16 protein-coding genes are annotated in these 21,718 nt (G+C 63.7%); 8 read left to right on the top strand and 8 right to left on the bottom strand.

Annotated elements, in window-relative coordinates:
• The first annotated feature begins 443 nt into the window (after nt 1–443).
• The 5 genes from MRBLPB4O_RS09915 to MRBLPB4O_RS09895 all read left to right on the top strand — a co-directional run bounded on the left by MRBLPB4O_RS09915 (nt 444) and on the right by MRBLPB4O_RS09895 (nt 6,632).
• Nucleotides 444–2,180: a type I secretion system permease/ATPase gene (locus tag MRBLPB4O_RS09915; RefSeq protein WP_341798258.1), complete on the top strand. Its 1,737-nt coding sequence runs from the start codon at nt 444–446 to the stop codon at nt 2,178–2,180.
• 6 nt (nt 2,181–2,186) lie between these two features.
• Nucleotides 2,187–3,527: an HlyD family type I secretion periplasmic adaptor subunit gene (locus MRBLPB4O_RS09910; protein ID WP_341798257.1), complete on the top strand. Its 1,341-nt coding sequence runs from the start codon at nt 2,187–2,189 to the stop codon at nt 3,525–3,527.
• A gap of 1 nt (nt 3,528) precedes the next feature.
• Nucleotides 3,529–4,857: a TolC family outer membrane protein gene (locus tag MRBLPB4O_RS09905; protein WP_341798256.1), complete on the top strand. Its 1,329-nt coding sequence runs from the start codon at nt 3,529–3,531 to the stop codon at nt 4,855–4,857.
• A 133-nt stretch (nt 4,858–4,990) separates the two neighbouring features.
• Nucleotides 4,991–5,854, top strand: a complete 864-nt coding sequence (locus MRBLPB4O_RS09900; RefSeq protein ID WP_341798255.1) for a sensor domain-containing diguanylate cyclase — start codon at nt 4,991–4,993, stop codon at nt 5,852–5,854.
• Between the two features lie 109 nt (nt 5,855–5,963).
• A complete protein-coding gene (locus MRBLPB4O_RS09895) occupies nt 5,964–6,632 on the top strand; it encodes a class I SAM-dependent methyltransferase (RefSeq protein WP_341798254.1) in 669 nt (222 codons plus the stop codon).
• Between the two features lie 145 nt (nt 6,633–6,777).
• Here MRBLPB4O_RS09895 and quiC read toward each other — a convergent pair whose 3' ends face one another.
• A complete protein-coding gene (gene quiC / locus MRBLPB4O_RS09890) occupies nt 6,778–8,685 on the bottom strand; it encodes a 3-dehydroshikimate dehydratase QuiC (protein WP_016500398.1) in 1,908 nt (635 codons plus the stop codon).
• A 287-nt stretch (nt 8,686–8,972) separates the two neighbouring features.
• Between quiC and MRBLPB4O_RS09885 the strand changes: the two genes are divergently transcribed.
• The gene (locus MRBLPB4O_RS09885) at nt 8,973–10,346 is read left to right on the top strand and encodes an MFS transporter (RefSeq protein WP_341798253.1); all 1,374 of its coding nucleotides are present in this window, start codon (nt 8,973–8,975) and stop codon (nt 10,344–10,346) included.
• Between the two features lie 140 nt (nt 10,347–10,486).
• Here MRBLPB4O_RS09885 and MRBLPB4O_RS09880 read toward each other — a convergent pair whose 3' ends face one another.
• The 5 genes from MRBLPB4O_RS09880 to MRBLPB4O_RS09860 all read right to left on the bottom strand — a co-directional run bounded on the left by MRBLPB4O_RS09880 (nt 10,487) and on the right by MRBLPB4O_RS09860 (nt 16,651).
• On the bottom strand, nt 10,487–11,899 hold the full coding sequence (locus MRBLPB4O_RS09880; RefSeq protein ID WP_341798252.1) for a DOPA decarboxylase: 1,413 nt from the start codon (nt 11,897–11,899) through the stop codon (nt 10,487–10,489).
• Between the two features lie 139 nt (nt 11,900–12,038).
• Nucleotides 12,039–12,983, bottom strand: a complete 945-nt coding sequence (locus MRBLPB4O_RS09875; protein WP_341798251.1) for a LysR family transcriptional regulator — start codon at nt 12,981–12,983, stop codon at nt 12,039–12,041.
• A gap of 136 nt (nt 12,984–13,119) precedes the next feature.
• The gene (locus MRBLPB4O_RS09870) at nt 13,120–13,830 is read right to left on the bottom strand and encodes a YebC/PmpR family DNA-binding transcriptional regulator (RefSeq protein ID WP_016500402.1); all 711 of its coding nucleotides are present in this window, start codon (nt 13,828–13,830) and stop codon (nt 13,120–13,122) included.
• 97 nt (nt 13,831–13,927) lie between these two features.
• Nucleotides 13,928–15,319, bottom strand: a complete 1,392-nt coding sequence (locus MRBLPB4O_RS09865) for an FAD-dependent oxidoreductase (RefSeq protein WP_341798250.1) — start codon at nt 15,317–15,319, stop codon at nt 13,928–13,930.
• 15 nt (nt 15,320–15,334) lie between these two features.
• Nucleotides 15,335–16,651, bottom strand: a complete 1,317-nt coding sequence (locus MRBLPB4O_RS09860; protein WP_341798249.1) for an MFS transporter — start codon at nt 16,649–16,651, stop codon at nt 15,335–15,337.
• Nucleotides 16,652–16,895: 244 nt separating this feature from the next.
• On the opposite strand from MRBLPB4O_RS09860, the gene MRBLPB4O_RS09855 reads away from it, so the two are divergent.
• Complete coding sequence (locus MRBLPB4O_RS09855) at nt 16,896–17,765, top strand: LysR substrate-binding domain-containing protein (RefSeq protein WP_016500405.1); 870 nt, start codon at nt 16,896–16,898, stop codon at nt 17,763–17,765.
• Between the two features lie 140 nt (nt 17,766–17,905).
• Complete coding sequence (locus MRBLPB4O_RS09850) at nt 17,906–18,277, top strand: DUF2784 domain-containing protein (protein WP_341798248.1); 372 nt, start codon at nt 17,906–17,908, stop codon at nt 18,275–18,277.
• On the opposite strand, the gene tam is transcribed toward MRBLPB4O_RS09850, so the two are convergent.
• Both tam and MRBLPB4O_RS09840 read right to left on the bottom strand, forming a co-directional pair.
• Complete coding sequence (tam, locus tag MRBLPB4O_RS09845; protein ID WP_341798247.1) at nt 18,267–19,043, bottom strand: trans-aconitate 2-methyltransferase; 777 nt, start codon at nt 19,041–19,043, stop codon at nt 18,267–18,269. The two genes, MRBLPB4O_RS09850 and tam, sit on opposite strands and share 11 nt — an antisense overlap.
• A 162-nt stretch (nt 19,044–19,205) precedes the next feature.
• The gene (locus MRBLPB4O_RS09840; RefSeq protein WP_341798246.1) at nt 19,206–21,611 is read right to left on the bottom strand and encodes a TonB-dependent siderophore receptor; all 2,406 of its coding nucleotides are present in this window, start codon (nt 21,609–21,611) and stop codon (nt 19,206–19,208) included.
• Between the last annotated feature and the right edge of the window lie 107 nt (nt 21,612–21,718).

Here is a 21,718-nt window from a genome sequence, read left to right as displayed (position 1 = left end):
GGTGGCGCAACGTTTGTGTGCTGGCGACTCGGCCTCATTGCTGGCAATCCGGCCCCACCGTTCCGGGATGGGACCCTGTTAATCGTGCGCAACAGGTGTAACGCACGTGTATCGACCCCAGCTCGCACAGGGCCCGAATACTTCAGACTAAAGTCGCAGAGCAAAAACTTGTCAATATCCCGTCAAAAAAAACCTTCAACGATGATAATGCGATGCAACTAGCTGTTTTGTCGGCACTTATAAAAAGTTCAAAGACTTCATAGAGCAAAATGATATTACCGATTGTTTCGTTGCAACCTACGCTCCAGCTTGTGGGAGCAACGCAGCGTTTTTGGACTATTCGCCATAAGAGCGACCCGCCTGCGAGCCAACCAAGAAGCCACAACTACCGTTGTACGGGGCGCCGCAAGGGCTTCCCGATTTGTAATAAAGGGAGGCCTCCGATGCCCAAGCCACCACGCACCCGCTCCGAGCTGGCCGACGTGTTGTTTCGCCTGCGCCGCAGCTTCTACGCCCTGGCCGCCTTCAGCGGCGTGATAAACGTCATGATGTTGACGCCAGCTATTTATATGCTGCAGGTGTATGACCGCGCCCTGGTCAGCCGTAATGTCACCACCCTGGGCATGCTCACCCTGCTGGTGGTCGGGTTGTTCCTGCTGATGTCGGCGCTGGAGATGACCCGTACCCGCGTGCTGATCCGGGTAGGCAACTACCTGGACATGGCGCTCAACCGACGCATATTCAGCGCCGCCTTCGAGCGCAACCTGAGCCGCGCAGGCGGCAACCCGGCCCAAGCCCTGCAAGACCTGGCGCAGGTGCGGCAGTTTCTGACCGGCAACGGCCTGTTCGCCTTCTTCGATGCCCCCTGGACACCCATCTATCTGGTGGTCTGCTACCTGATCCACCCCTGGCTCGGGCTGGTCACGACAATCGGCTCGTTGATCCTGGTGGGCCTGGCCTACCTCACTGAAAAGGCCACGCAAAAGCCACTGGCCGAAGCCAACCAGGCGTCAATGTCGTCGGCCAGCTACGCCAACAACAACCTGCGCAACGCCGAAGTGATCGAGGCCATGGGCATGCTGCCGTCAATCGGCAAGCGCTGGTACCAGGGCCACTTGCGCATTCTGCAGATGCAGACCCTGGCCTCCGACCGCGCGGCGCTGATCAGCAGCACCGGCCGCTTCGTGCGCATAACCTTGCAGTCGGTGATCCTGGGGACCGGCGCACTGCTGGCGATCGAAGGCAAGATCACTCCCGGCATGATGATCGCCTGCTCGATCCTGACCGGCCGGGCCCTGGGCCCGGTGGAACAAGTGATCGCCTCATGGAAACAACTGCTGGGCTGCCGTCTGGCCTGGGGCCGGCTCAACGACCTGCTGCAGGACTACCCACAACGGCCACCGAGCATGTCGCTGCAACGGCCGATGGGCATGCTGGCGGTGGAAAACGTGATTGCCGGCGCACCCGGCACCAATACCAGCATCGTGCGCGGGGTGAGCTTCAGCCTGGTCCCCGGTGAGAGCCTGGGCATCATCGGCCCTTCGGCCTCGGGCAAGTCCACCCTCGCCCGACTGCTGGTGGGTGTGTGGCCGGCCCAGGCGGGCAAGGTGCGCCTGGACGGGGCCGACATCTTTACCTGGAACAAGGCCGAACTGGGCCCGTGGTTGGGCTACCTGCCGCAGGACGTGGAACTGTTCGAGGGCACTATCGCCGAAAACATCGCGCGCTTTGCCGAAGTGGACAGCGATGCAGTGATCCGCGCCGCCCGCAGCAGCGGCGTGCACGACATGATCCTGCGCTTCCCGCAGGGCTACGACACCCGCCTGGCAGCCGACGGCACCCCGCTGTCCGGCGGCCAGAAGCAACGCATAGCACTGGCCCGCGCGCTGTACGGCGAGCCCAACCTGGTGGTACTGGACGAGCCTAACGCCAACCTCGATGACGTCGGCGAGAAGGCTTTGGTCGATGCGCTGGCCGAGTTGAAAACGCGCGGTGCCACGGTGATCCTGATTTCCCACCGGCCCAATGTGCTGTGCGCCGTAGACAAGATACTGATGCTGCGCGACGGCACCGTGCACATGCTCGGCAGCCGTGACGAAGTGTTCGCGGCGCTGCGCAAGGCCAGCGTGATTCCAGCGGCCAATACGGCCCCGCTGGCTTCGGTAAAAGTACGGGAGTAACCCTTCATGCAAATGGCTCAAAACTCCGAACTGATTGCCCCCGAAGCCAAAGACCTGATCGACCTGGACGCCGGCCGGCCGGCACGCTGGGGCGTATGGATGGTGATCGCCGGTTTTGGCGGTTTCCTGCTGTGGTCTTGCCTGGCGCCACTGGACGCGGGCGTGGTTGCCACCGGCACGGTCAAGGTCACCAGCAACCGTAAGGCGGTGCAGCACCTGAGCGGCGGCACGGTCGAGGCGATCCTGGTGCGCGAAGGCGATTTGATTAAAAAAGGCCAGGAGGTAGTACGCCTCGACGCATTGCGCGCCGCGGCCGAGCAAGGTGCACTCAGTGCCCAGTACATCGTCAGCAAGACCGTGGAAAACCGCCTGGAAGCCGAACGCGATGGCCGCGATACGGTCACCTTCGACCCTGCCCTGCTCAAGCACTACGACAATGACCCAAGGCTGCTGGCGGCCATGGACCTGCAACAGCGCCTGCTCGACACCCGCCGCGCCGGCCTTGCCGGTGAATTGAGCATCCTTGAAGAAAACCTCGCGGCCTCGGCAGTGCAGCTCAAGGGCCTGCAGCAGGTGTACGGCGCCCGCGCCTCGCAGATCGGCTTCCTCAGCCAGGAGCTGCAAGGCACCCGGGTGCTGGCCGCCGAGGGCTATGTACCGCGCAACCGCTTGCTTGAACTGGAGCGCAGCAATGCCGACCTGTCCGCCGGCCAGGCCGAAAACCTCAACAACATTGCCCGCGCACGCAGCCAGGCTACCGAAATCAAGCTGCGCATGCTGCAGCGCCAGCACGACTACCTGAAGGAAGTGGAATCGCAGCTGACCGACACCGCCAAGGAAAACACCACCCTGGCCGACCGTTTGCGTGCGCTGGACTACGAAGTGACCCACACGGTGATCCGCTCGCCGATCGACGGCATGGTCCAGGGCCTGAGCATCGCCACAGTCGGCGGCATCATCCAGCCCGGCGCCAAGATCATGGAGGTGGTGCCGCTCGACCAACCGCTGCAGGTAGACGCGATGATCCCGGTGCAGGCCATCGACAAGATGGTCCCGGGCCTGGCCGTGGACATCGCCTTCCCGGCCTTCAACCACGCGCAGACGCCAAACATTCCGGGGCGGGTGAAGACCATTTCCGCCGACCGCCTGCTCGACGAAGAAAGCAAACAGCCTTTCTACCTGGCCCAGGTAGAAGTGACGCCGGCCGGCATGGGCCTGCTGGGCAGCAACCACATCCGCCCCGGCATGCCCGCCACCGTCACCATAAAGACCGGCGAGCGCAACCTGCTCAGCTACCTGCTCAAACCCATGCTCGAACGCGTCGACGCTGCGTTCAAGGAGCAATGACATGAAACGCTCGTGCCTGATGTTGTGCCTGCTGGGGGTGGCCGTACAGGCCAGTGCCATGGACCTGAAGCAAGCCTGGGACTTGCTGCAATACCAAGGCCCGATCTACCGCGCGGCGGTGCACGAAAAAGAAGCCGGCAGCGAAAACCGCGCCATCGGCGAGGCCGGCCTGCTGCCGCAGATCAACGCGTCGGCCTACTTCAACAGGGTCAATGGCAGCCAGCGGCAGAACGGCCTGGACAACGACCTGGACTATGACTCCAAGGGCGCCAATGTGCGCCTGCGCCAACCGCTGTTCAACAAGCAGAAGATGGCCGAGTACCGCCAGGGCCAGCAACGGGCCGACTACAGCGTGGCAGTGTTCGACGCCAAGAGCCAGGACGCTGCGGTACGCCTGGCCGACGCCTACTTCGACGTGCTGCTGGCCAGCGAAACCATCACCTTGGCCAAGGCCAAGCTGAACGCCTTCGAAGAGCAGCAGGCGTCGGCGAAACGGCGCAAGGAGCTGGGCGCCGGTACCATCACCGACGTCGATGAGTCGGTGGCCCGGCGCGACCTGGCCGAGGCCGATCTGATCGAGGCCCAGGACAACCTGGTCAACGCCCGCCGCAAGCTGGAGGAATACATCGGTGAAACCCCAGAGTCGCTGACCACCTTGCAGCCGGGCTTCAGTACGCCACCGCTGATGCCGGGCAACCTGCAGGACTGGCTGGTCAAAGCCCAGGCCGACAGCCCGCTGATTCACGCGCGCCGGCACAGCTACGAGCTGGCCGAAGAAGAAGTGAAACGTGCCCGCGCCGGGCACTACCCCACCCTGGATTTCGTGGCGGGCTATAACGCCGGCAGCAGTCAGTCGATTTCCGAGCTCAACCAGCGCAACCACTACAGCTCGATCGGCCTGGAGCTGAACATTCCGCTGTACAGCGGTGGCAGCACAAGCGCCCTGACCCGCCAGGCCAGTGCCAACAGTTCCAAGGCCCTGGATGAGCTGGATGCTACCCGTCAGGAGGTAATTTCCGGCACCACCCGCGAGTACCGCGGCGTGCAAAGCGGCGCCTTGCGCATTCAAGCGCTGGAAAAGGCCGTGGCCTCCAACGAGCGTTCGCTGACCTCGACCCGCAAAGGCTTCAAGGAAGGCGGCACCAGCACCAACTCGGACGTGCTCAATGCCGAGGAACTGCTGTACGACGCCCGCCACGACCTGTTCGAGGCGAAGCTGAACTACCTGATGTCTCGGCTGCGCCTGGCCTCGTCGGTGGGTAGCCTGGGGGATGATGATATCCAGCAGGTCAACGATTACCTGGGGCCGGAACTGATGGTGAGCAACTGATGAATACCTGAACGCATGCTCCTGCAGAGTACCGAGGTGGGCGCGATCATCAGTGCCAGGACCACAAGTCTACGATAGATGCGACGCATTTCTTCGCGCTATGATCGGTCACCCTGCCGCGGACGTCCTGCCCATGCCCGTAGACCTTCAAGCCTTGTACCCCAGGTTGATCCACCTGATGCTGGACACCGTGTTCGTGGTAGACAGGGACAACCAGATCGCCTTCGTCAGCGATGCCTGCGAGGCCCTGCTGGGTTACAAGCCCTGCGAAATGATCGGCACGCCGATCACCGACTATATGCACCCCGACGACCTGGCGGCCACCCGCGCGTCGATTGTGCGGGTGATGAACGGCCAGCCCCATTACGATTTCCGTAACCGCTATGTGCGCAAGGATGGCGGTATCGTGCACATCCTGTGGGCAGCCAGCTGGTCCGAAGAGGCTCAAGCGCGTATCGGTGTGGCGCGGGATGTGACGGCCCTGCGCCAGGCTGAAGAGGAGCTGCGCTTCCTTGCCCATCACGACCCGCTTACCCGGCTGGCCAACCGGGCCATGTTCAATGAACGGCTGGACAGTGCCCTTGCCACAGCGCGGCAGCACGATGGCACGCTGGGGTTGCTGTTTCTGGATATCAATGACTTCAAGGAAATCAACGATGTGCACGGGCATGCTGTGGGTGACCGGGTGCTGTGCTCGCTTGCGCGGCGGCTGGAAGGCTGCGTACGCGCAACCGACACGGTGGCGCGCATGGGCGGTGACGAGTTCACCGTGCTGTTGAACGATTGCCCCTCGCCAGTGGCCATTGCCGAGCAGGTAGCCCGCATCCTGGCGGTCATGGCCGAGCCACTCGGTATGGAGTTGTCCGGCATCGACACGCCGTCCTGCAGCATCGGCGTGGCGCGCTTCCCTGAGGATGGCAACGATGCCGACATGCTGCTGCGTCATGCCGATGGGGATATGTACCGGGTCAAGCGAAAACACACGGCGACCGGGTAACGATACCCCTGCGGCGCTCGGGGGCGATTCTGTTCCCGCAAGTGAGGATTGTTTTCAATATTAAGGTAGCGTTTCAACACAGCACAAGTTCAACCACCGGGACACCACCATGCCTGACCCTGAAAGCACTTTGCTCGACAGTTGGCAGCACAACGCCCACGCCTGGATCGACGCCGTGCGCAGCGGCGCCATCGAGAGCCGTCGCCAGGTCACTGACCAGGCCATCCTGCTCGCCATCCTCGGCCGCCAGCCTGGGCGAGTGCTGGACCTGGGCTGTGGTGAGGGCTGGTTGCTGCGTGCACTGGATGACCGCGGTATCGAAACCGTGGGCGTGGATGGTGACAGGGCGCTGGTAGAGGCCGCGCGCGCGGCGGGCTCGGCCGAGGTGCACCTGGCCAGCTATGCGCAGTTGGCCGATGCGCAGGTTTATGTGGGCACAGGGTATGACCTGGTCTGTGCCAACTTTGCGCTGTTGCACCAGGACATCATCCCGTTGCTGGCGGCCATGAAAGGTTTGCTGGTGCCGGGTGGCGCACTGGTGATCCAGACGTTGCACCCCTGGAGCGTTGCCAACGGGGAGTATCAGGATGGCTGGCGGGAGGAGTCTTTTGCCGGGTTTGCCGGGGACTGGCAACCGATGCCGTGGTACTTCCGTACGTTGGCCAGCTGGCTGAATGCACTGGACATGGCCGGGTTGCGCCTGCTCAGTTTGCAGGAACCACAGCACCCGCAAAGTGCGGTGCCGCAGTCGCTGTTGATGGTGGCTGAGCGCCCCTGAGTCATACACCCTCGGTGTAGGAGCGGCCTTGCGCCGCGAATGGGCCGCGAAGCGGCCCCAGAAATGGATGCCGCGACACAGAAACTGGGGCCGCTTCGCGGCCCATTCGCGGCGCAAGGCCGCTCCTACACCGACCGCGTCGGGGTCAGAGGACGGGCTTGCGCGCCGCGCCGCTGCGGGCCTTGGCCATGGCTGCCAGGCGCACCGCGACGTTGGCCGCGCCGTAACCGGTATAGCCCCCCTTGCGCTGGATGATTTCGAAGAAGAAGCGCTCTTCAAACGGTTCGGTGTACACGTGGAACAGCTCGCCGCCCTGGGCGTCGCGGTCGTACAGCACGTTGTAGTACGCCAGTTCGCTGAGGAACTCGTCGTCGAAATCGAAGCGCGCCGCCAGGTCGTCGTAATAGTTCAGCGGAATTTCCAGCAGCGGTACTCCAGCCAGCTTGGCACGCGCCACTTCACGGAAGATGTCGTCACAATCGAAGGCAATGTGATGCACCCCCGAACCGCGGTAGCTGGAGAGTGCATGGGCAATGGCGGTGTTGCGGTTTTCCGAGATGTTCAGCGGCAGGCGCAAGGTGCCGCATTGGCTACGCAGGGCGCGGCTCTTGACCAGGCCATAAGGGTCGGGCAGCACTACTTCGTCGTCGGCAGCGAAATCGAACAGGCTCTTGTAGAACAGCACCCAGCTGTCCAGTGACTCGGCTGGGAGGGCCAGGGCCATGTGGTCGATGCGACGCAGGCCGCCAGTGGCAGTGGCGCTCTTGTCCAGGCTGAAATCGGTGTCGTACAGCGTGTGGCCAGCGGTGCCCTGCTCCACCAGGTACAGCAAGCTGCCGTCCGGTGCGCGTACCGCCGGTACTTCGCACTCGTTGGGGCCGACCAGGCCGCGGAACGGCTGGCCACGGAAGGCGGTGGCACGCTTCAGGGCGGCTTGCGGGTCCTTGACCCGCAGTGCGGTGGCGCACAGCGACGGGCCGTGGGCCTCGAAGAAGTTGTGGCCGAAGGAGTACGGTTCGGCGTTCAGGACAATGTTGATATCGCCCTGGCGCAGCAGTTGTACGTCCTTGCTGCGGTGCTTGCCGGCTTCGGCAAAGCCCAGGCGCTTCAGCCAGCTGCCCAGGCGCGCGCCGACGGCTTCGTCGACCGCAAATTCAAGGAACTCCACGCCGTCATAGGCGCTGGCCGCTGGCGGGGTGAACAGTACGCCAGGTTCGATCGGCGTGTTTTCCTGCTCCAGGCGCAAGCGGGTCTGTTCTTCGAGATACAGCAGCGAACGCAGGCCGTCGGCGGCATTCTGCCGGGTGGGCGCGGCGCGGAAGCCGTCGTTGAAGATTTCCAGCGACAGCGGGCCACGGTAGCCAGTGGCAAGAATCGGCGCCAGGAAACCGGCCATGTCCATTTCGCCCTGCCCCGGGAAGCAGCGGAAGTGGCGGCTCCACTCCAGCACATCCATGGCCAGGATCGGCGCGTCAGCCATCTGCACGAAGAAGATCTTGTCGCCGGGGATGTCGCGGATCGCGCTTGGGTCGCCCTTCAGCGACAAGGTGTGGAAGCTGTCGAGAATCACCCCGAGGGCCGGGTGGTCGGCCTGGCGCACCAAATTCCAGACTTGCTGGTAGGTGTTGACGTGGCGGCCCCAGGCCAGGGCTTCATAGCCAATGCGCAGGCCACGTTTGCCGGCATGCTCGCCCAACAGGCGCAGGTCGTCGACCAGCAGCTGTTCATCGCCCAGGGCATCGGCCTGAACGTTGCTGCACACCAGCACCAGGTCGGTGCCCAGCTCTTGCATCAGGTCGAACTTGCGCTCGGCGCGGTCGAGGTTTTTCTGCAGGCGGTCGCGGCGGCAGCCTTCAAAGTCGCGGAACGGCTGGAACAGGGTAATGGCTATCCCTAGGTCGGCGCACATCTGGCGCACCTGGCGCGGGCTGCCGGCGTAATACAGCAGATCGTTTTCAAAGATCTCGACGCCGTCAAAACCGGCGGCGGCGATGGCTTCGAGCTTTTCCGGCAGGGTGCCGCTCAAGGACACGGTAGCGATCGAACGCTGCATGGCGGGAGTTCCTTGTTGTTAGAAAATGACGGTGCCAGTCAGGAAAAAACCACTGTCACAGTTTATGGCACGATCGATTATTCGCAGGTAAAGTCGTCGCTTCAATCTCTTTGTACGGAATGGTTAGTTTTGCGTTCGATTATCGCACAAAACCCGTTTTAACGAATTGCTAGACCGCTGGCCCGTGGTCAACATGAACCACCGACGCAGGCACACCGACCACTGCCTCCTGCCTTGGCGAACCAACGGCGGAACCTGCGCAAACAACAATAACAACGGAGACAACGATGGCTCACTCCAGCTCGCAAGCCAAAAAAGCGACCGCCAGTGGATGGATAGGCTCGGCACTCGAGTACTACGACTTCTTCATCTACGCCCAGGCCGCTGCACTGATTTTCCCGCAGATCTTCTTCCCCAATACCGACCCGAAAATGGCCATCATCGCCTCGTTGGCCACCTACGGCGTGGGCTACCTGGCGCGTCCGGTCGGTGCTTTCGTGCTGGGCCACTGGGGTGACACCCGCGGTCGCAAGAACGTACTGCTGCTGTGCATGTTCCTGATGGGCCTGTCGACCATGGCGGTAGGCCTGCTGCCCACCTACCACGACATCGGCTACCTCGCGCCGGCCTTGCTGGTGGTACTGCGCCTGATCCAGGGCTTTGCCGTGGCGGGGGAAATCTCCGGGGCCAGCTCCATGATCATGGAGCACGCGCCGTTCGGTCGAAGAGGCTACTACGCCAGTTTCACCCTGCAAGGCGTGCAGGCCGGCCAGGTACTGGCGGCGGCAGTGTTCCTGCCACTGGCCTACTTCATGCCTAGCGAAGCCTTCACCGAATGGGGCTGGCGCATTCCGTTCCTGATGAGCGCCATCGTGCTGATCGCAGGCTTCATCATCCGCAAGGAAGTGCATGAAACCCCGGCATTCGTGAAGGAAGAGAAGCAGGACAAGGTTGCCAAGTCGCCCATCAGCGAAGCCTTCCGTCACAGCTGGAAGCACATGGTGCTGGTGATGTTCATGGCCCTGATGAACGTGATCCCGGTGGTAGCCACCATCTTCGGTGCGGCCTACGCGGTGCAGCCGGCCTATGGCATCGGCTTCGACAAGAGCGTGTACCTGTGGATCCCGGTGGTCGGCAACATCGTCGCTGTGCTGGTGATCCCGTTTATCGGCAACCTGTCGGACAAGATTGGCCGTCGACCGACCATGATCGCCGGTTGCCTGGGCTCTGGCCTGCTGGCATTCGTCTACCTGTATGCAATCAGCATCCAGAACGTGCCAATGGCGTTCGCCGCCTCGATCGTGATGTGGGGCATGGTCTACCAGGGTTACAACGCGGTGTTCCCAAGCTTCTACCCAGAGCTGTTCCACACCCGCTACCGCGTTTCGGCCATGGCCATCGCACAGAACATCGGCACCATGCTGACCGCCATGCTGCCGGCGCTGTTCGCCCTGGTTGCACCACCTGGCTCGGACAACATCCCGCTGGTAGTAGGTAGCCTGGCGTTCTTCATCACCTGCGTGTGCGCCCTGGCAGCCTACATCGCCCCGGAAACCCACCGCCTGGCGATGGAAGACCTGGGTAACCCGGAGGCCAAGCCGATGGAAAAGGCAGCGTATGAAGCTAGCCGTAAAGGTAGCTTTCAGGCTGTGAGCCACTGATAGATTGCAGGGGGCTGCTTTGCAGCCCTTTCGCGGCACAAGGCCGCTCCTACAGGTGGATCGCATGAGCCCAGGCTTGCGCGTTGCCCTGTAGGAGCGGCCTTGTGCCGCGAACGGGCCGCAACGCGGCCCCGGCAGTCTCAGCCTGCAACCACTTCCTGCAACCTCTCCCAAAGCCTCTCGACATGCTCCCGCTCAGTCGGCAGCGCCCCCACCGACACCCGCACCATCCACCGCCCGTCCAGCGTCGCTGGCGTCACATACGCATCCCCGGACGCATTCAGCCGCTCGGCCCACCCCTTGGTATGCGCATCCAGCGCCTCCCCTTCCACCCCCGCCGGCCGATGGCGAATGCACAAGGTCTGCAATTGCACCGGTGCCAGCACCTCCCACTGCGCCGCGGCCCCGACCTGTTCCGCCAACCACCGGGCATTGTCCAGGTCACGCCGCAGCCGCGCCTGCAACGCTTCGACACCCTCGCTGCGCAACATGAACCACAGCTTCAACGCGCGGAACCGACGGCCCAGCGGGATGCCCCAGTCACGCAGGTTCTTTACCTCGCTATCCACCGCCGATTGCAGGTAGCTGGGGTTGGTGCTCATTACCCGGATCAGGTGCTGCGGATCTCGCACGTAGTAGATCGAGCAGTCGAAGGCCACACCCAGCCACTTGTGCGCATTGACCACTACCGAATCGGCCAGCTCGATGCCGTCCCACATCCAGCGGCACTCGGGCAGGATCATCGCCGAACCGGCCATGGCCGAATCCACATGCAGCCACAGGCCATGGGCCTGGGCGATCTCGCCGATCGGGCGCAACGGGTCTAGCGCCGTGGTGGTCGTGGTGCCGGTGGTGGCCACCACGGCGCATGGCTGGTTGCCCGCTGCCAGGTCCTGCTCGATGGCTGCCTGCAGCGCCTCCGGACGCAGGGCGTAGTGTTCGTCAGTGGGGATCAGGCGGATGTTGTCGCGTCCAAAACCGGCCAGCAACGCGGCCTTGTCCACCGAGCTGTGGGCGTGGGCGCTAACGTAGACGATCAGGGGTTTGGCCTGGGCTTGCAAGCCACCGCGCACCAGTGCGTAGTCGCTGGCGCGCTCGCGGGCGCTGATCAGTGCCACCAGGGTGCTGGTAGAGGCCGTGTCCTGGATCACCCCGCTCCATTGGCCCGACAGGCCGAGCAACTGGCGCAGCCAGTCGAGGGTGGTTTCTTCCAGCTCGCTCAGGGCCGGGCTGGACTGCCACGACAGGCCCAGCACGCCCAGGCCGGTGCTGAGGAAGTCGCCAAGTACCGAGGACAGCGTACCGTTGGAGGGGAAGTAGCCGTAGAAGTCCGGGTGCTGCCAATGGGACAGGCCGGGCATGACCAGCTGGTTGACGTCGTCGAGGATGGCTTCGAAGGGCTCACCTTGCTGGGGAGCGGTGCCTGGCAAGGCAGCCTTGAGGTAGCCAGGCTCGACCTGGGCCATGACCGGGCGTTCGCCGACGGTCTGGCGGTAGTCGGCAATCAGGTCGATCAGTTGGTGGCCGTACTGGCGGAATTGCTCGGGGGTCACGAGGGCTCTCCTGTGGGTAATCCACTGCCTGTACTGGCCTCTTCGCGGGTAAACCCGCGAAGAGGCCGGAACAGACAACACAATGCCCCCAGTCTAGGCACCTATCCCCCGGCGAATAACCCCGCATCGCGCATACCTGCTATGGCAAACCCGCATGCCCACCCTGCACGCCGAACTGCGACTGACGCCACAGCTCGAACACCCGGTTGCGCAGCCAGCGGTGCTCCGCCGAAGCCTGCAGCCGCTGGTGCCACACCACCCAATAGCGCTGGCTGTGGTCGATAAAGCCCAACGGCCGCCATGCCAGGTCATGCAAGCGGCACAATTGCCGGGCGATGTGCTCGGGTACGGTGGCCACGGCCTGGCTGTTGGCAATGACCTTTACGGTGGCGGAAAAAAACGGCACTTCCAGGCTGACCCGCCGCTGCAGGCCCTGGGCGCGCAGGTGGCGGTCGATGAAACTGTCCTTGTCGCCACCACCGGAAATGCGCACATGCTTGTGCGCCAGGTAATCGGCCTGGCTGAGCGCGGAGTGGGCGGCCAGCGGGTGGTCGTGGCGCATCAGGCACACCGCACGGTCCTCACCCAGCAAGCGCCCGTGCAGGTTGGGAGGCGACTCGTCGAACAAGGTGGTTGCCAGGTCGATTTCGCCGCTGGCCAGCAACGCGTACTGGCCGGCCTGCCAGGTACGGTACTCCAGCGATACGCCTGGGGCTTCATGTTCCAGCGCGGCCACCAGCAGCGGCAGCATGTGCTCGGCCACGTAGTCCGAAGCGGCCAGGCAGAAACGGCGCTCACAGCGGGCTGGGTCGAATACGGCGGGCTGGCGCAGGGCGTGCAGTTCTTCGAGAACCTGGCGTAGCGGTTCGACCAGCGCTTCAGCGTATTCGCTGAGTACGTAGCCGCGGCCTTGGCGAACCAGCAACGGGTCGTCGAAAGCTTCGCGCAGGTGGGCCAGCTGGCGGCTCAAGGCCGACTGGCTGACGCCCAGGCGCTCGGCGGCGTGGCTGAGGTTTTTCAGCTGCAGCAGGTGGTCGAGGGTGCGCAGGTGGGCGAGGCTGAGGGAGGCGAAGGCGGGGTTCATCAAGGGTTCGGCTCCAGACCGCAGGCGAGGGCTTTGCCCTCGTTTCGCGGCACAAGGCCGCTCCTACAGAGGAGTGCATAACCCCTGAGGGAGCGGCCTTGCGTCGCGAATGGGCCGCAACGCGGCCCCGGCTTTCTTAGGCGGTCAGACCGACGTAGACGTTTTGCACGTCATCGTTCTCGTCGATCGCTTCGAGGAACGCTTCAACCTCAGCCAGTGCTTCAGCACTCAGGCTGGCTGCGCTCACCGGGTTCTTCGGGGTGTAGCCGATCTTCGCCGAGGTCACGGTAAAGCCATGCTCCGGCAACGCCTTTTGCACGGCATCCAGGTCAGTGGTGTCGGTGATGAACAGGGTCGAGCCCTCTTCTTCACCTTCTTCAAAGTCCTGGGCGCCGGCTTCGATGGCGGCCATTTCCGGGTCGGCGTCACCTTCCGGGGTAGCTTCGATCAGGCCGACGTGGTTGAAGTCCCAGGCCACCGAGCCGCTGGCGCCCAGCTGGCCCTTGCGGAACAGCACGCGGATTTGCGCGACGGTGCGGTTGACGTTGTCGGTCAGGCACTCGACGATCAACGGTACCTGATGCGGCGCGAAACCTTCGTAGCTGACTGCCGAGTACTGCACGGTATCACCGTCCAGACCAGCGCCCTTGCGAATCGCCCGTTCCAGCGTTTCACGGGTCATCGAAGCCTTCTTGGCCTGCACGATCGCCAGGCGCAGGCGCGGGTTCATGTCGGGATCGGCGCCCGATTTGGCAGCGATCTGGATTTCCTTGGACAGCTTGCCCATGACCTTGCCTTTGGCATTGGCCGCTGTTTCTCTATGTTTGGCTTTCCACTGTGCGCCCATGTCGACTCTCTTGTTTCAGCGGCCGGTTCAGGAAGCGACCGGCCAAAAGTGGGTGCATTTTATACGCCCTCAAGGATGGGATCGACAAGAAATCTCATCAGCCTTTATCGGCTTTGCCCGCCGCCGCCGCAAACCGTGCCAGGCGCACGTCCAGCCGACGCGGTCGCAAACCTTGGTCCTCTGCACGCTCCTTGCGGCGGATGGCATTGCGTACCATCAGCGAGCCCAGGTAGCGGATCGGTTCGGGCGGGAACAGCCCCAGCGGCCCCTTGACCAGCGGCGAACGGGTCCACGGGTTATCCAGCCCCAGCGCCAGCGACGAAAGAATCTGCCCCCCCATATGACACGGGCCAACGCCGCTGCCGGAGTATCCAAAGCCATAGAACACGTTGCCCTGCCCGTCCAGGCGACCAAAGAACGGCAAGCCGGTCACCGAGCGGTCCGACGGCCCGTTCCAGCTGGCCGCCAGTGGCACCTCGGCCAAGGTCGGGAAAAACTCGCCAACGGTTTCGCCCAGCAATGGCCGGTACGGCGACGGCTGGTCGAATACCGGCAGCATGCGCCCGCCATAGGCAAAGGTGTTGCCGCCCTTGCCGAGCATCAGCCGGCCATCAGAGGTGTTGTGGTAGTAGTGCACGAAAATACGCGAGTCGAGCACGCTGATGCCGCTGTCCAGACCGATCTGGCTTAGCAGTTCGGGGCACGGTTCGGTAATGACCATGTCGCTGGAAACGATCGCCACGCTGCGCTCGAACTGCGGAAAAGCCCGCGCCATCCAGGCATTGAGGCCCAGCACCACGCGATCGGCACGAACGGTTCCACGAGCGGTGCGCACCTGCACCGGGGCGCCGTGCTCCAGGCCGGTCATGGCGGTACCTTCATGAATGCGCACACCGCGCTGCAAGGCCACCCGACGCAGGCCGCGCACCAGCTTGCCCGGCTGCACCGTGGCTGCCGCCGGCGAGAACCAGCCCTCCAGATGCCGCGCCGAACCCGCCAGACGCTGCACCTGTTCCAAGGGCAGGCGGCGGAACGAATTGATGCCCTTCTGCTCCAGCGCAGCGATCACCCCGTCCGTGGCGCCGACCTGGGCAGCGTTGGTGGCGGTGTACAGCGTGCCGTCCAGGCGGTAGTCACAGTCGATGCCGTTGGCCCCGCAGAACGCCCCGATGTCCCCGATGCTGCGCTCCGACTCGCGTACCAGGCGCACCGCCTCGGCCATGCCGAACAGGCGCTCCAGGGTGAAGTACTTGGCCGACCAGGACAACGCGCAGCCACCATTGCGGCCACTGGCACCGGCGCCGCAGATGTCGGCTTCGATCAGCAACACATCCAGTGCCGGCACCGCCTCCTTGAGCATCAATGCGGTCCACAGGCCGGTGTAGCCGCCGCCGACAATGCACACATCGCAGCGGGCATCGCCTTGCAGCGGCGGGCACACCGCCTCCTGCGTGGAATCCAGGGCCTGTTGCAGCCAGAAGGGTCTCATTCGCTCGCTTTCCTTTCAGGTACGCAGTGGCTTGATTGCCATGCTGGTATTCGGTGCCACGTCGTTGCTTTGCACACTGCTGGCCGGGCGGCTGTTCCCGTGCGGCAGCAGCACCAGCGCCGAGAACAGCGCGCAGCCAGCGAACACGATGAACACCGTGACGCCGTCGAAGTACCCCGGTAGCAGCCCACCCAGCACCGCCCCCACCGAGCCGCAACCATTGACGAAGCCGGCGGCAGTGGCACCGGCCTTGGCGGTACCGAAGTCGATGGCAGCGGCGCCGCTGATCATTGAGTCAGGCCCGTACAGGGTCAGGCCCATGACGAACAGCAAGGCCACCACCAGCATCACGCTACCGGTGTGCATGGCCGCCATGAACGCCGCCAGGGTCATGGTCAGCAGCACCAGGCTGATCACGCAGGCCGGCATGCGCCGGGCGCCGAACAGTTTGTCGGAGGCCAGGCCGATCATGATCGGACCAAGCAACCCCGCCAGCTCGAAGGCGGTCGGGATGATTGCCGCGCCGACCTTGCCTACTGAAGGCATCTGCTCGAACACGATCACCGGCCCCCACAGCAGGATGGCGTAGCGCGCCGGCTTCAACAGGAAGTACGCAAGCCCCAAAGTCAGCACCGTGCGGTTGCGCAGGATCTCCCTCAGCGGCGCCCACACGCTGCACAGATTGTCGGCCGGGGCCATGCTCTGCGGCTCGGGCTCCACCGCCGGCAGGCCGACATCCTCAGGCTTGTTGCGCTGCAGGAAGAAGAACAGCACGGCCACCAAAGCCACCACGGCGGCACTGGAGAAGAACGCTGCGTGCCAGGTACCCACCAGGGTATAGGCCCACCACCCCGCGAACGGTGAGGCCACCAGGCCGCCGAAGGCATAGCAGGAACTCCACAGGCCCAGTACCCGCCCACGCTGCGAGGCCGGGAAGAAGCTGCCGATGTTCTTGCACAAACCGGCCCAGCCGGTGGACTGCGCCAGGCCCTGCACCAGCATGCAGGTGGCAAAGATCGGGAAGGTGGCGTAGCTGCCCATCACCACCGCTGCCACAGCAGAAATCAGCAACCCGCCAAGCACCACCACCCGCGGGCCGAAGCGGTCGGCGAGCATGCCCCAGGTGAACTGGCCCACGGCGTAGGCGGCCAGGTAGATGGCGTCGAGGTTGGCCATGGCGGCCTTGTCGAGCATGAAGCTTGGGTCTTCAGCGATGCCCAGCTTGGCGACCGAGAAGGCTTTGCGGGTGAAGTAGAAGGCGGCGTAGGCCAGCCAGGTAATGGCGAAAATCTGGATGCGCCAGCGTTTGAACGCGGCTAGGGATTGATTCATGTGTGTCTGACCTCTTGCTCAAGTGTGCCGGCAGAATGTGAAGAAACGCCTGTCTTGTTCTTGTGTTACGCACAGCGATGACGAGGCTGTCATCGGGTCAGGTGGCGCCGTGTGGGCACCAGGGCCCTGGCGGCATTCGTGATGCCGGCACCGGGCTGAAATCTATGGAAACAGTTGCGCTAAGATAAATAAAATCGATTTATCGTATTACACACATAAGCCAAGCTTGTTAATGAGGTCAGCCATGTCGGTTTCCCACGCACAACTCAAAGCCTTCCATGCGGTGGCCGTGCACGGCAGCTTTACCCGCGCTGCGCAAAAGCTGTTCCTGACCCAGCCAGCGGTGTCGGACCAGGTGCGCAAACTGGAGGAGCGCTTCGGCGTATTGCTGTTCCACCGCAACAAGCGTTCGGTGCAACTCACCGACCTTGGCGAGCGCCTGCTGGGCATCAGCCAGCGCCTGTTCGCCTGCGAGGCCGAGGCGCAGGAGCTGCTGCACGATTCACGCGCGCTGCACACCGGCAGCCTGGTGCTGGCAGTGGATGCCCCAGTGCACGTGCTGCCGCAGGTTGCCCGCTTCTGCCAGCGCTACCCTGGCATCCAGGTGAAGATCGAAACGGGCAATACCGACGAATCGCTTGCGCGGCTGTTCAGCTATCAGGCCGACCTGGCCCTGCTCGGGCGGGATGTCGACGATGAACGCCTGCATTGCCTGCCGCTGCGCCGCGACCCGATGGTGGCGTTTGTGTCCCACCACCACCCCTGGGCCAGCCGTGGCTCGATCAGCCTGGCAGACCTTGATGACATGCCACTGGTGCTGCGCGAGCCCGGCTCGGTGACGCGACAGACGCTGGAAGAAGAGATGCAACGCGCGGGTTTGCGGATTCGCCCGGCGATCCAGGTGGAAGGCCGCGAGGCGGCGCGGGAAGCGGTGGTGGTGGGGATTGGCGTGGGCGTGGTGTCAGCGGCGGAGTTTGGCGCCGATGCGCGGGTGTGTGCGTTGCCGATCGTGGATTGTCAGCGGCATTTGACCGAGACGCTGGTGTGCCTGAGCGAGCAGCGTACGCGGCGTGTCGTGGCGACCTTTTTGCAGGTGGTCGAGGAAGGGTTGTAAGCCGGTACCGGCCCTTTCGCAGCACAAGGCTGCTCCTACAGAGGAATGCGATTAGCTGTAGGAACAGCCTTGTGCTGCGAAGAGGCCAGTGCAGGTAACCCGGCTATGCTGGGATAACCTCCCCCCCCGGCATACCATCCATGCTCTACCGCTTTGCCGCCGACACCTTGGTCCTGCTGCACCTGGCCTTCATCCTGCTGGTGCTGTTCGGCGGCCTGCTGGTGCTCAAGTGGCGCCCTGCCCTGTTCATCCACTTGCCGGCCCTGGCCTGGGGCCTGGCGGTGGAGTGCCTGCACCTGGGCTGCCCGCTCACCACCTGGGAAAACCGCATGCGCAGCGCAGCCGGGGGCGCAGGCTACCAGGGCGGCTTTGTCGAGCACTACATCTGGCCACTGATCTACCCCGCCGGGCTGACAGCGCACACTCAATTGCTGTTGGGCAGCATCGTGCTGCTGCTCAACCTGGGCATCTACAGCTACGTGGCCTGGCGCTGGCGCCGGCCTAGCGGGTAGCGATCACGAACAACCGCGGGAACGGTAACAGCACCTTGCCATCGGTGGCCGGCGGGTAGTCGCGCTGCATGGCCTGCAGGTACATCTGCAGGAAGTCGGCCTTCTCCTGCTCGCCAAGCCTGGCCAGGTAAGGCCGCAACGCTGAACCCTTGAACCATTCCACCACCGCTTCGGCACCGCCCACCAAAGGGTGGTGATAGGTGGTGCGCCACACATCCACCCGCGCACATAGCGGGCTGAGCAGGTCGTAGTAGAACGCCGCACCGTGCCGTGGCGGCAACTGGAAATCGGCGAATTTCGCCGCCCAAGGGCCTTGGCTGGCAATCTCGCGCAACTGCCGATGGGCCGGTTCGTCAAGGTTGTCGGGGGTCTGCACGGCCAGGCTCGCGCCTTCACTCAACTGGCGCACCAGGTGCGGGTACAGCACCGCGTGGTCAGGTACCCATTGCAGCGAGGCATTGGCCAGGATCAGGTCCTGCGGCTCTGGGGCGGACCAGCCGGCAATGTCGGCAATGGCCGTGCGTACCCGTGGGATGCACAGCCGCTTGCGTTCGCGGGCCTTGTCGATCATGTCCGGGTCGCTGTCCAGTGCCGTCACCTGGGCATCGGGGTAGCGCTGCAGCAGCACCTCGGTGGAGTTGCCCGGACCGCAGCCCAGGTCGGTGGCATGGCGCACCGGGCGTGGCGGGATGGCGGCGAGCAGGTCGCGCACCGCGCGGGTGCGTTCGTCTTCGAACAGGGAATACTGGTTGGCGGACCAGGCCATGTGGGGCTCCTTTTAGGCGGGCAATGTGCCTAGCATATGCCATCTGTCGACTGTGAGGGCCCTATCGCCGGCAAGCCAGCTCCCACAGGGACAGTGCAACACTTGAAGGCGATGAGGCCCTTGTGGGAGCTGGCTTGCCGGCGATGAGGCCGTGACCCGTTCTCAGAAATCCCAGCGGGTGGTCACCATGACGTTGCGTGGCTCGCCGTAATAGCCACTGTAGAACGTGGTATCCAGCGCACTGAGGTACTTCTTGTCGAACAGGTTGTTGACGTTCAGCGTGGTGGAAAGCTGGTCAGTGATCTGATAACGGCCCATCAGGTTGAACACGGCGAACTGCCCTTGCTTGGCCTTGACGGTGCCAAGCTCGGCAGGCGCGGCAGTGAAGTGCGTGCCGCTCTGCCAGTTCATGCCACCACCCACGGTCAGGCGGTCCAGCTCGCCCGGCAGGCGGTAGGTGGTCCACAGCTTGACCATGTTGACCGGAAACACCGTGTTGATGCGCTCGCCGTCGGCATCCTTGATGATGCTGTGGTTGTAGCTGGCGCTGAGGTTCCAGCCCGGCTGCAACTCACCGCTGGCTTCCACTTCGAAGCCGCGCGTAGTCGCACCGGAAATCGCTTCATAGGCCGCCGTGGTGGTACCCGGTACAACTCTGCCTGGGTCGACCACCGCCAGGTTGTCCTGCTTGATCTCGAACGCAGCGATGCTGGTTTGCAGGCGCCCGTCAAAATACTCGCTTTTCAGGCCGACTTCGTAGTTGTCGCCTTCGCGTGGCGCCAGCGTCGCGCCGCTGGCATCACGGACCGTCTGCGGCTTGAAGATACTGGTGTAGCTGGCATAGACCGAATGAATGTCGTTCAGGGCGTAGACCACACCGGCATAGGGCGTGACGACGCCGCTTTCACGGTTACCCGGGATCTTGTTCGGCTGCGTGCTGAGGTCGTAGCGGTAGCGGTAGTTACTGACCCGGGCGCCCAGAATGATCGAGAGTTCATCGGTAGGCCGCAGGCGTGTGGCCAGGTAGGTACCGCTCTGGTAGATGCTGGTGTCACCGTCGTACAGCTTGCCATTACCGGTGTTGGGCTTGGTGGTGTGGTTGTCCCAGTCGTAGAAGTTGACCCGGGTGCCTTCGATCGCGGTGCCGCGCAACGGGTCGTGGTGGTTCTGGTAACGGGAGAAATTGTAGCCCAGCACCAGGTCATGCTGGCGGCCGAATGCCTCGAATGGCCCCTTGAGCTGCGCATCCACACCCACCTGCTTCTGCCATGTACTGCCGGCGCCGCCGTACAGGCGCACGCCTTCGCCGGTCTGCTTGTCGGGGAAGCCCCAGCTGGCGGTGGCCAGGCGGTAGTCGTCGCGGTTGATGTACATCTGGTTCACTGCCAGCCGTAGGCTCCAGTCGTGGCCCAGTTTCTGTTCGAGGCTGGCGAACGTATTCAGTGCGTCCTGGGGGTTGCTGCTCCAGCGCGCGGCGCTATTGGTGGAGCGGGAAAAGTCGGTTTGCTCTCCATTGCTGTAGAACAGCGGGAACGCCACCGAGGACGAGCCCTCTGGCCGGTTGCGCTGATAGTCGGCGCCCACGGTGAGCAAGGTGGTGTCGCTCAGGTCGGCCTCAAGGATGCCGTACAACACCTGCTTTTCCTGGTGGTAGTGGTCGACGAAGCTGCCGTTCTGCTGGTAGGCGGCAACCATGCGCCCGCGCACATTGCCGGTGGGGGTCAACGGCCCGGACAGGTCGACCTCGGTGCGGTACTTGTTCCACGAGCCCAGCCCAGCGCTGACATGCCCCTTGAACTCGGCAGTGGGCCGCTTGCGCACCAGGTTGATGGTGGCAGAAGGGTCACCTGCGCCAGTCAGCAGGCCGGTGGCACCGCGCAGCACCTCCACATGATCATAGATAGCCATGTCGGCCAGGCTTTGCGCCGACACCTGGCTGACGATATCGAGGGTGGTGGGAATGCCGTCGAACTGGTAGTTGTCTACCGAATAGCCACGCGAGTAGATGTTGAACCGCTCACTGCCCAGGCTTTGGACCGACAGGCCCGGGGTTTGCTGCAGCACTTCGGTGAGGTCGTTCAGGCCCTGGTCGTCCATGCGCTGGCGGGTGACCACGCTGATCGACTGCGGCGTTTCCCGTGGCGACAGGTCAAGCCCTGTACCGGCGCGCGTAGTGCCCAAGGTGTAGGCACCGGTGCCGTCGGTGGTGTTGCCATAACGCTGGCTGTCGATGGTGATAGCGCCCAGTTCCAGCGCCATGCCGCTGGCCGGCGCGCCGATCAGGTAACCCTCCCCCGCCCGCTGCAGCTGCAGACCAGAGCCGGCGAGCAGCTGTTGCAAGGCCTGGGCAACGCTCATGCGCCCTTGCACGGCCGCCGCCTGACGGCCCTCGGCAGCATCCGTGGAAAACAGGATGCGGGTGCCGGTCTGCTGGGCCAGGGCGTTTAGCGAGCGGTCCAGGCGTTGGGCCGGGATGTCCAGGCTGAAGGTGGCATCCTGCGCCTGGACGGTGGCGCAGGTCAGCAGGCTGGCAGCCAGCAGCGTCAGCGGTGAAAGGTGGTAACCCATGTGTTCCCCATACGATTCAAGTGACTTCATGGGGATGGCGGCTGGCCCTGGGTGAATGTTGATGTGCCAATGAAAATAATTATTGGTTGCCTGTTATGGCCCTTTCG

The sequence above is a fragment of the Pseudomonas sp. LPB4.O genome (genome assembly GCF_038383825.1).
In the GTDB taxonomy this organism is placed as follows: domain Bacteria; phylum Pseudomonadota; class Gammaproteobacteria; order Pseudomonadales; family Pseudomonadaceae; genus Aquipseudomonas; species Aquipseudomonas putida.
This window is presented reverse-complemented; position numbering and strand designations above follow the sequence as displayed.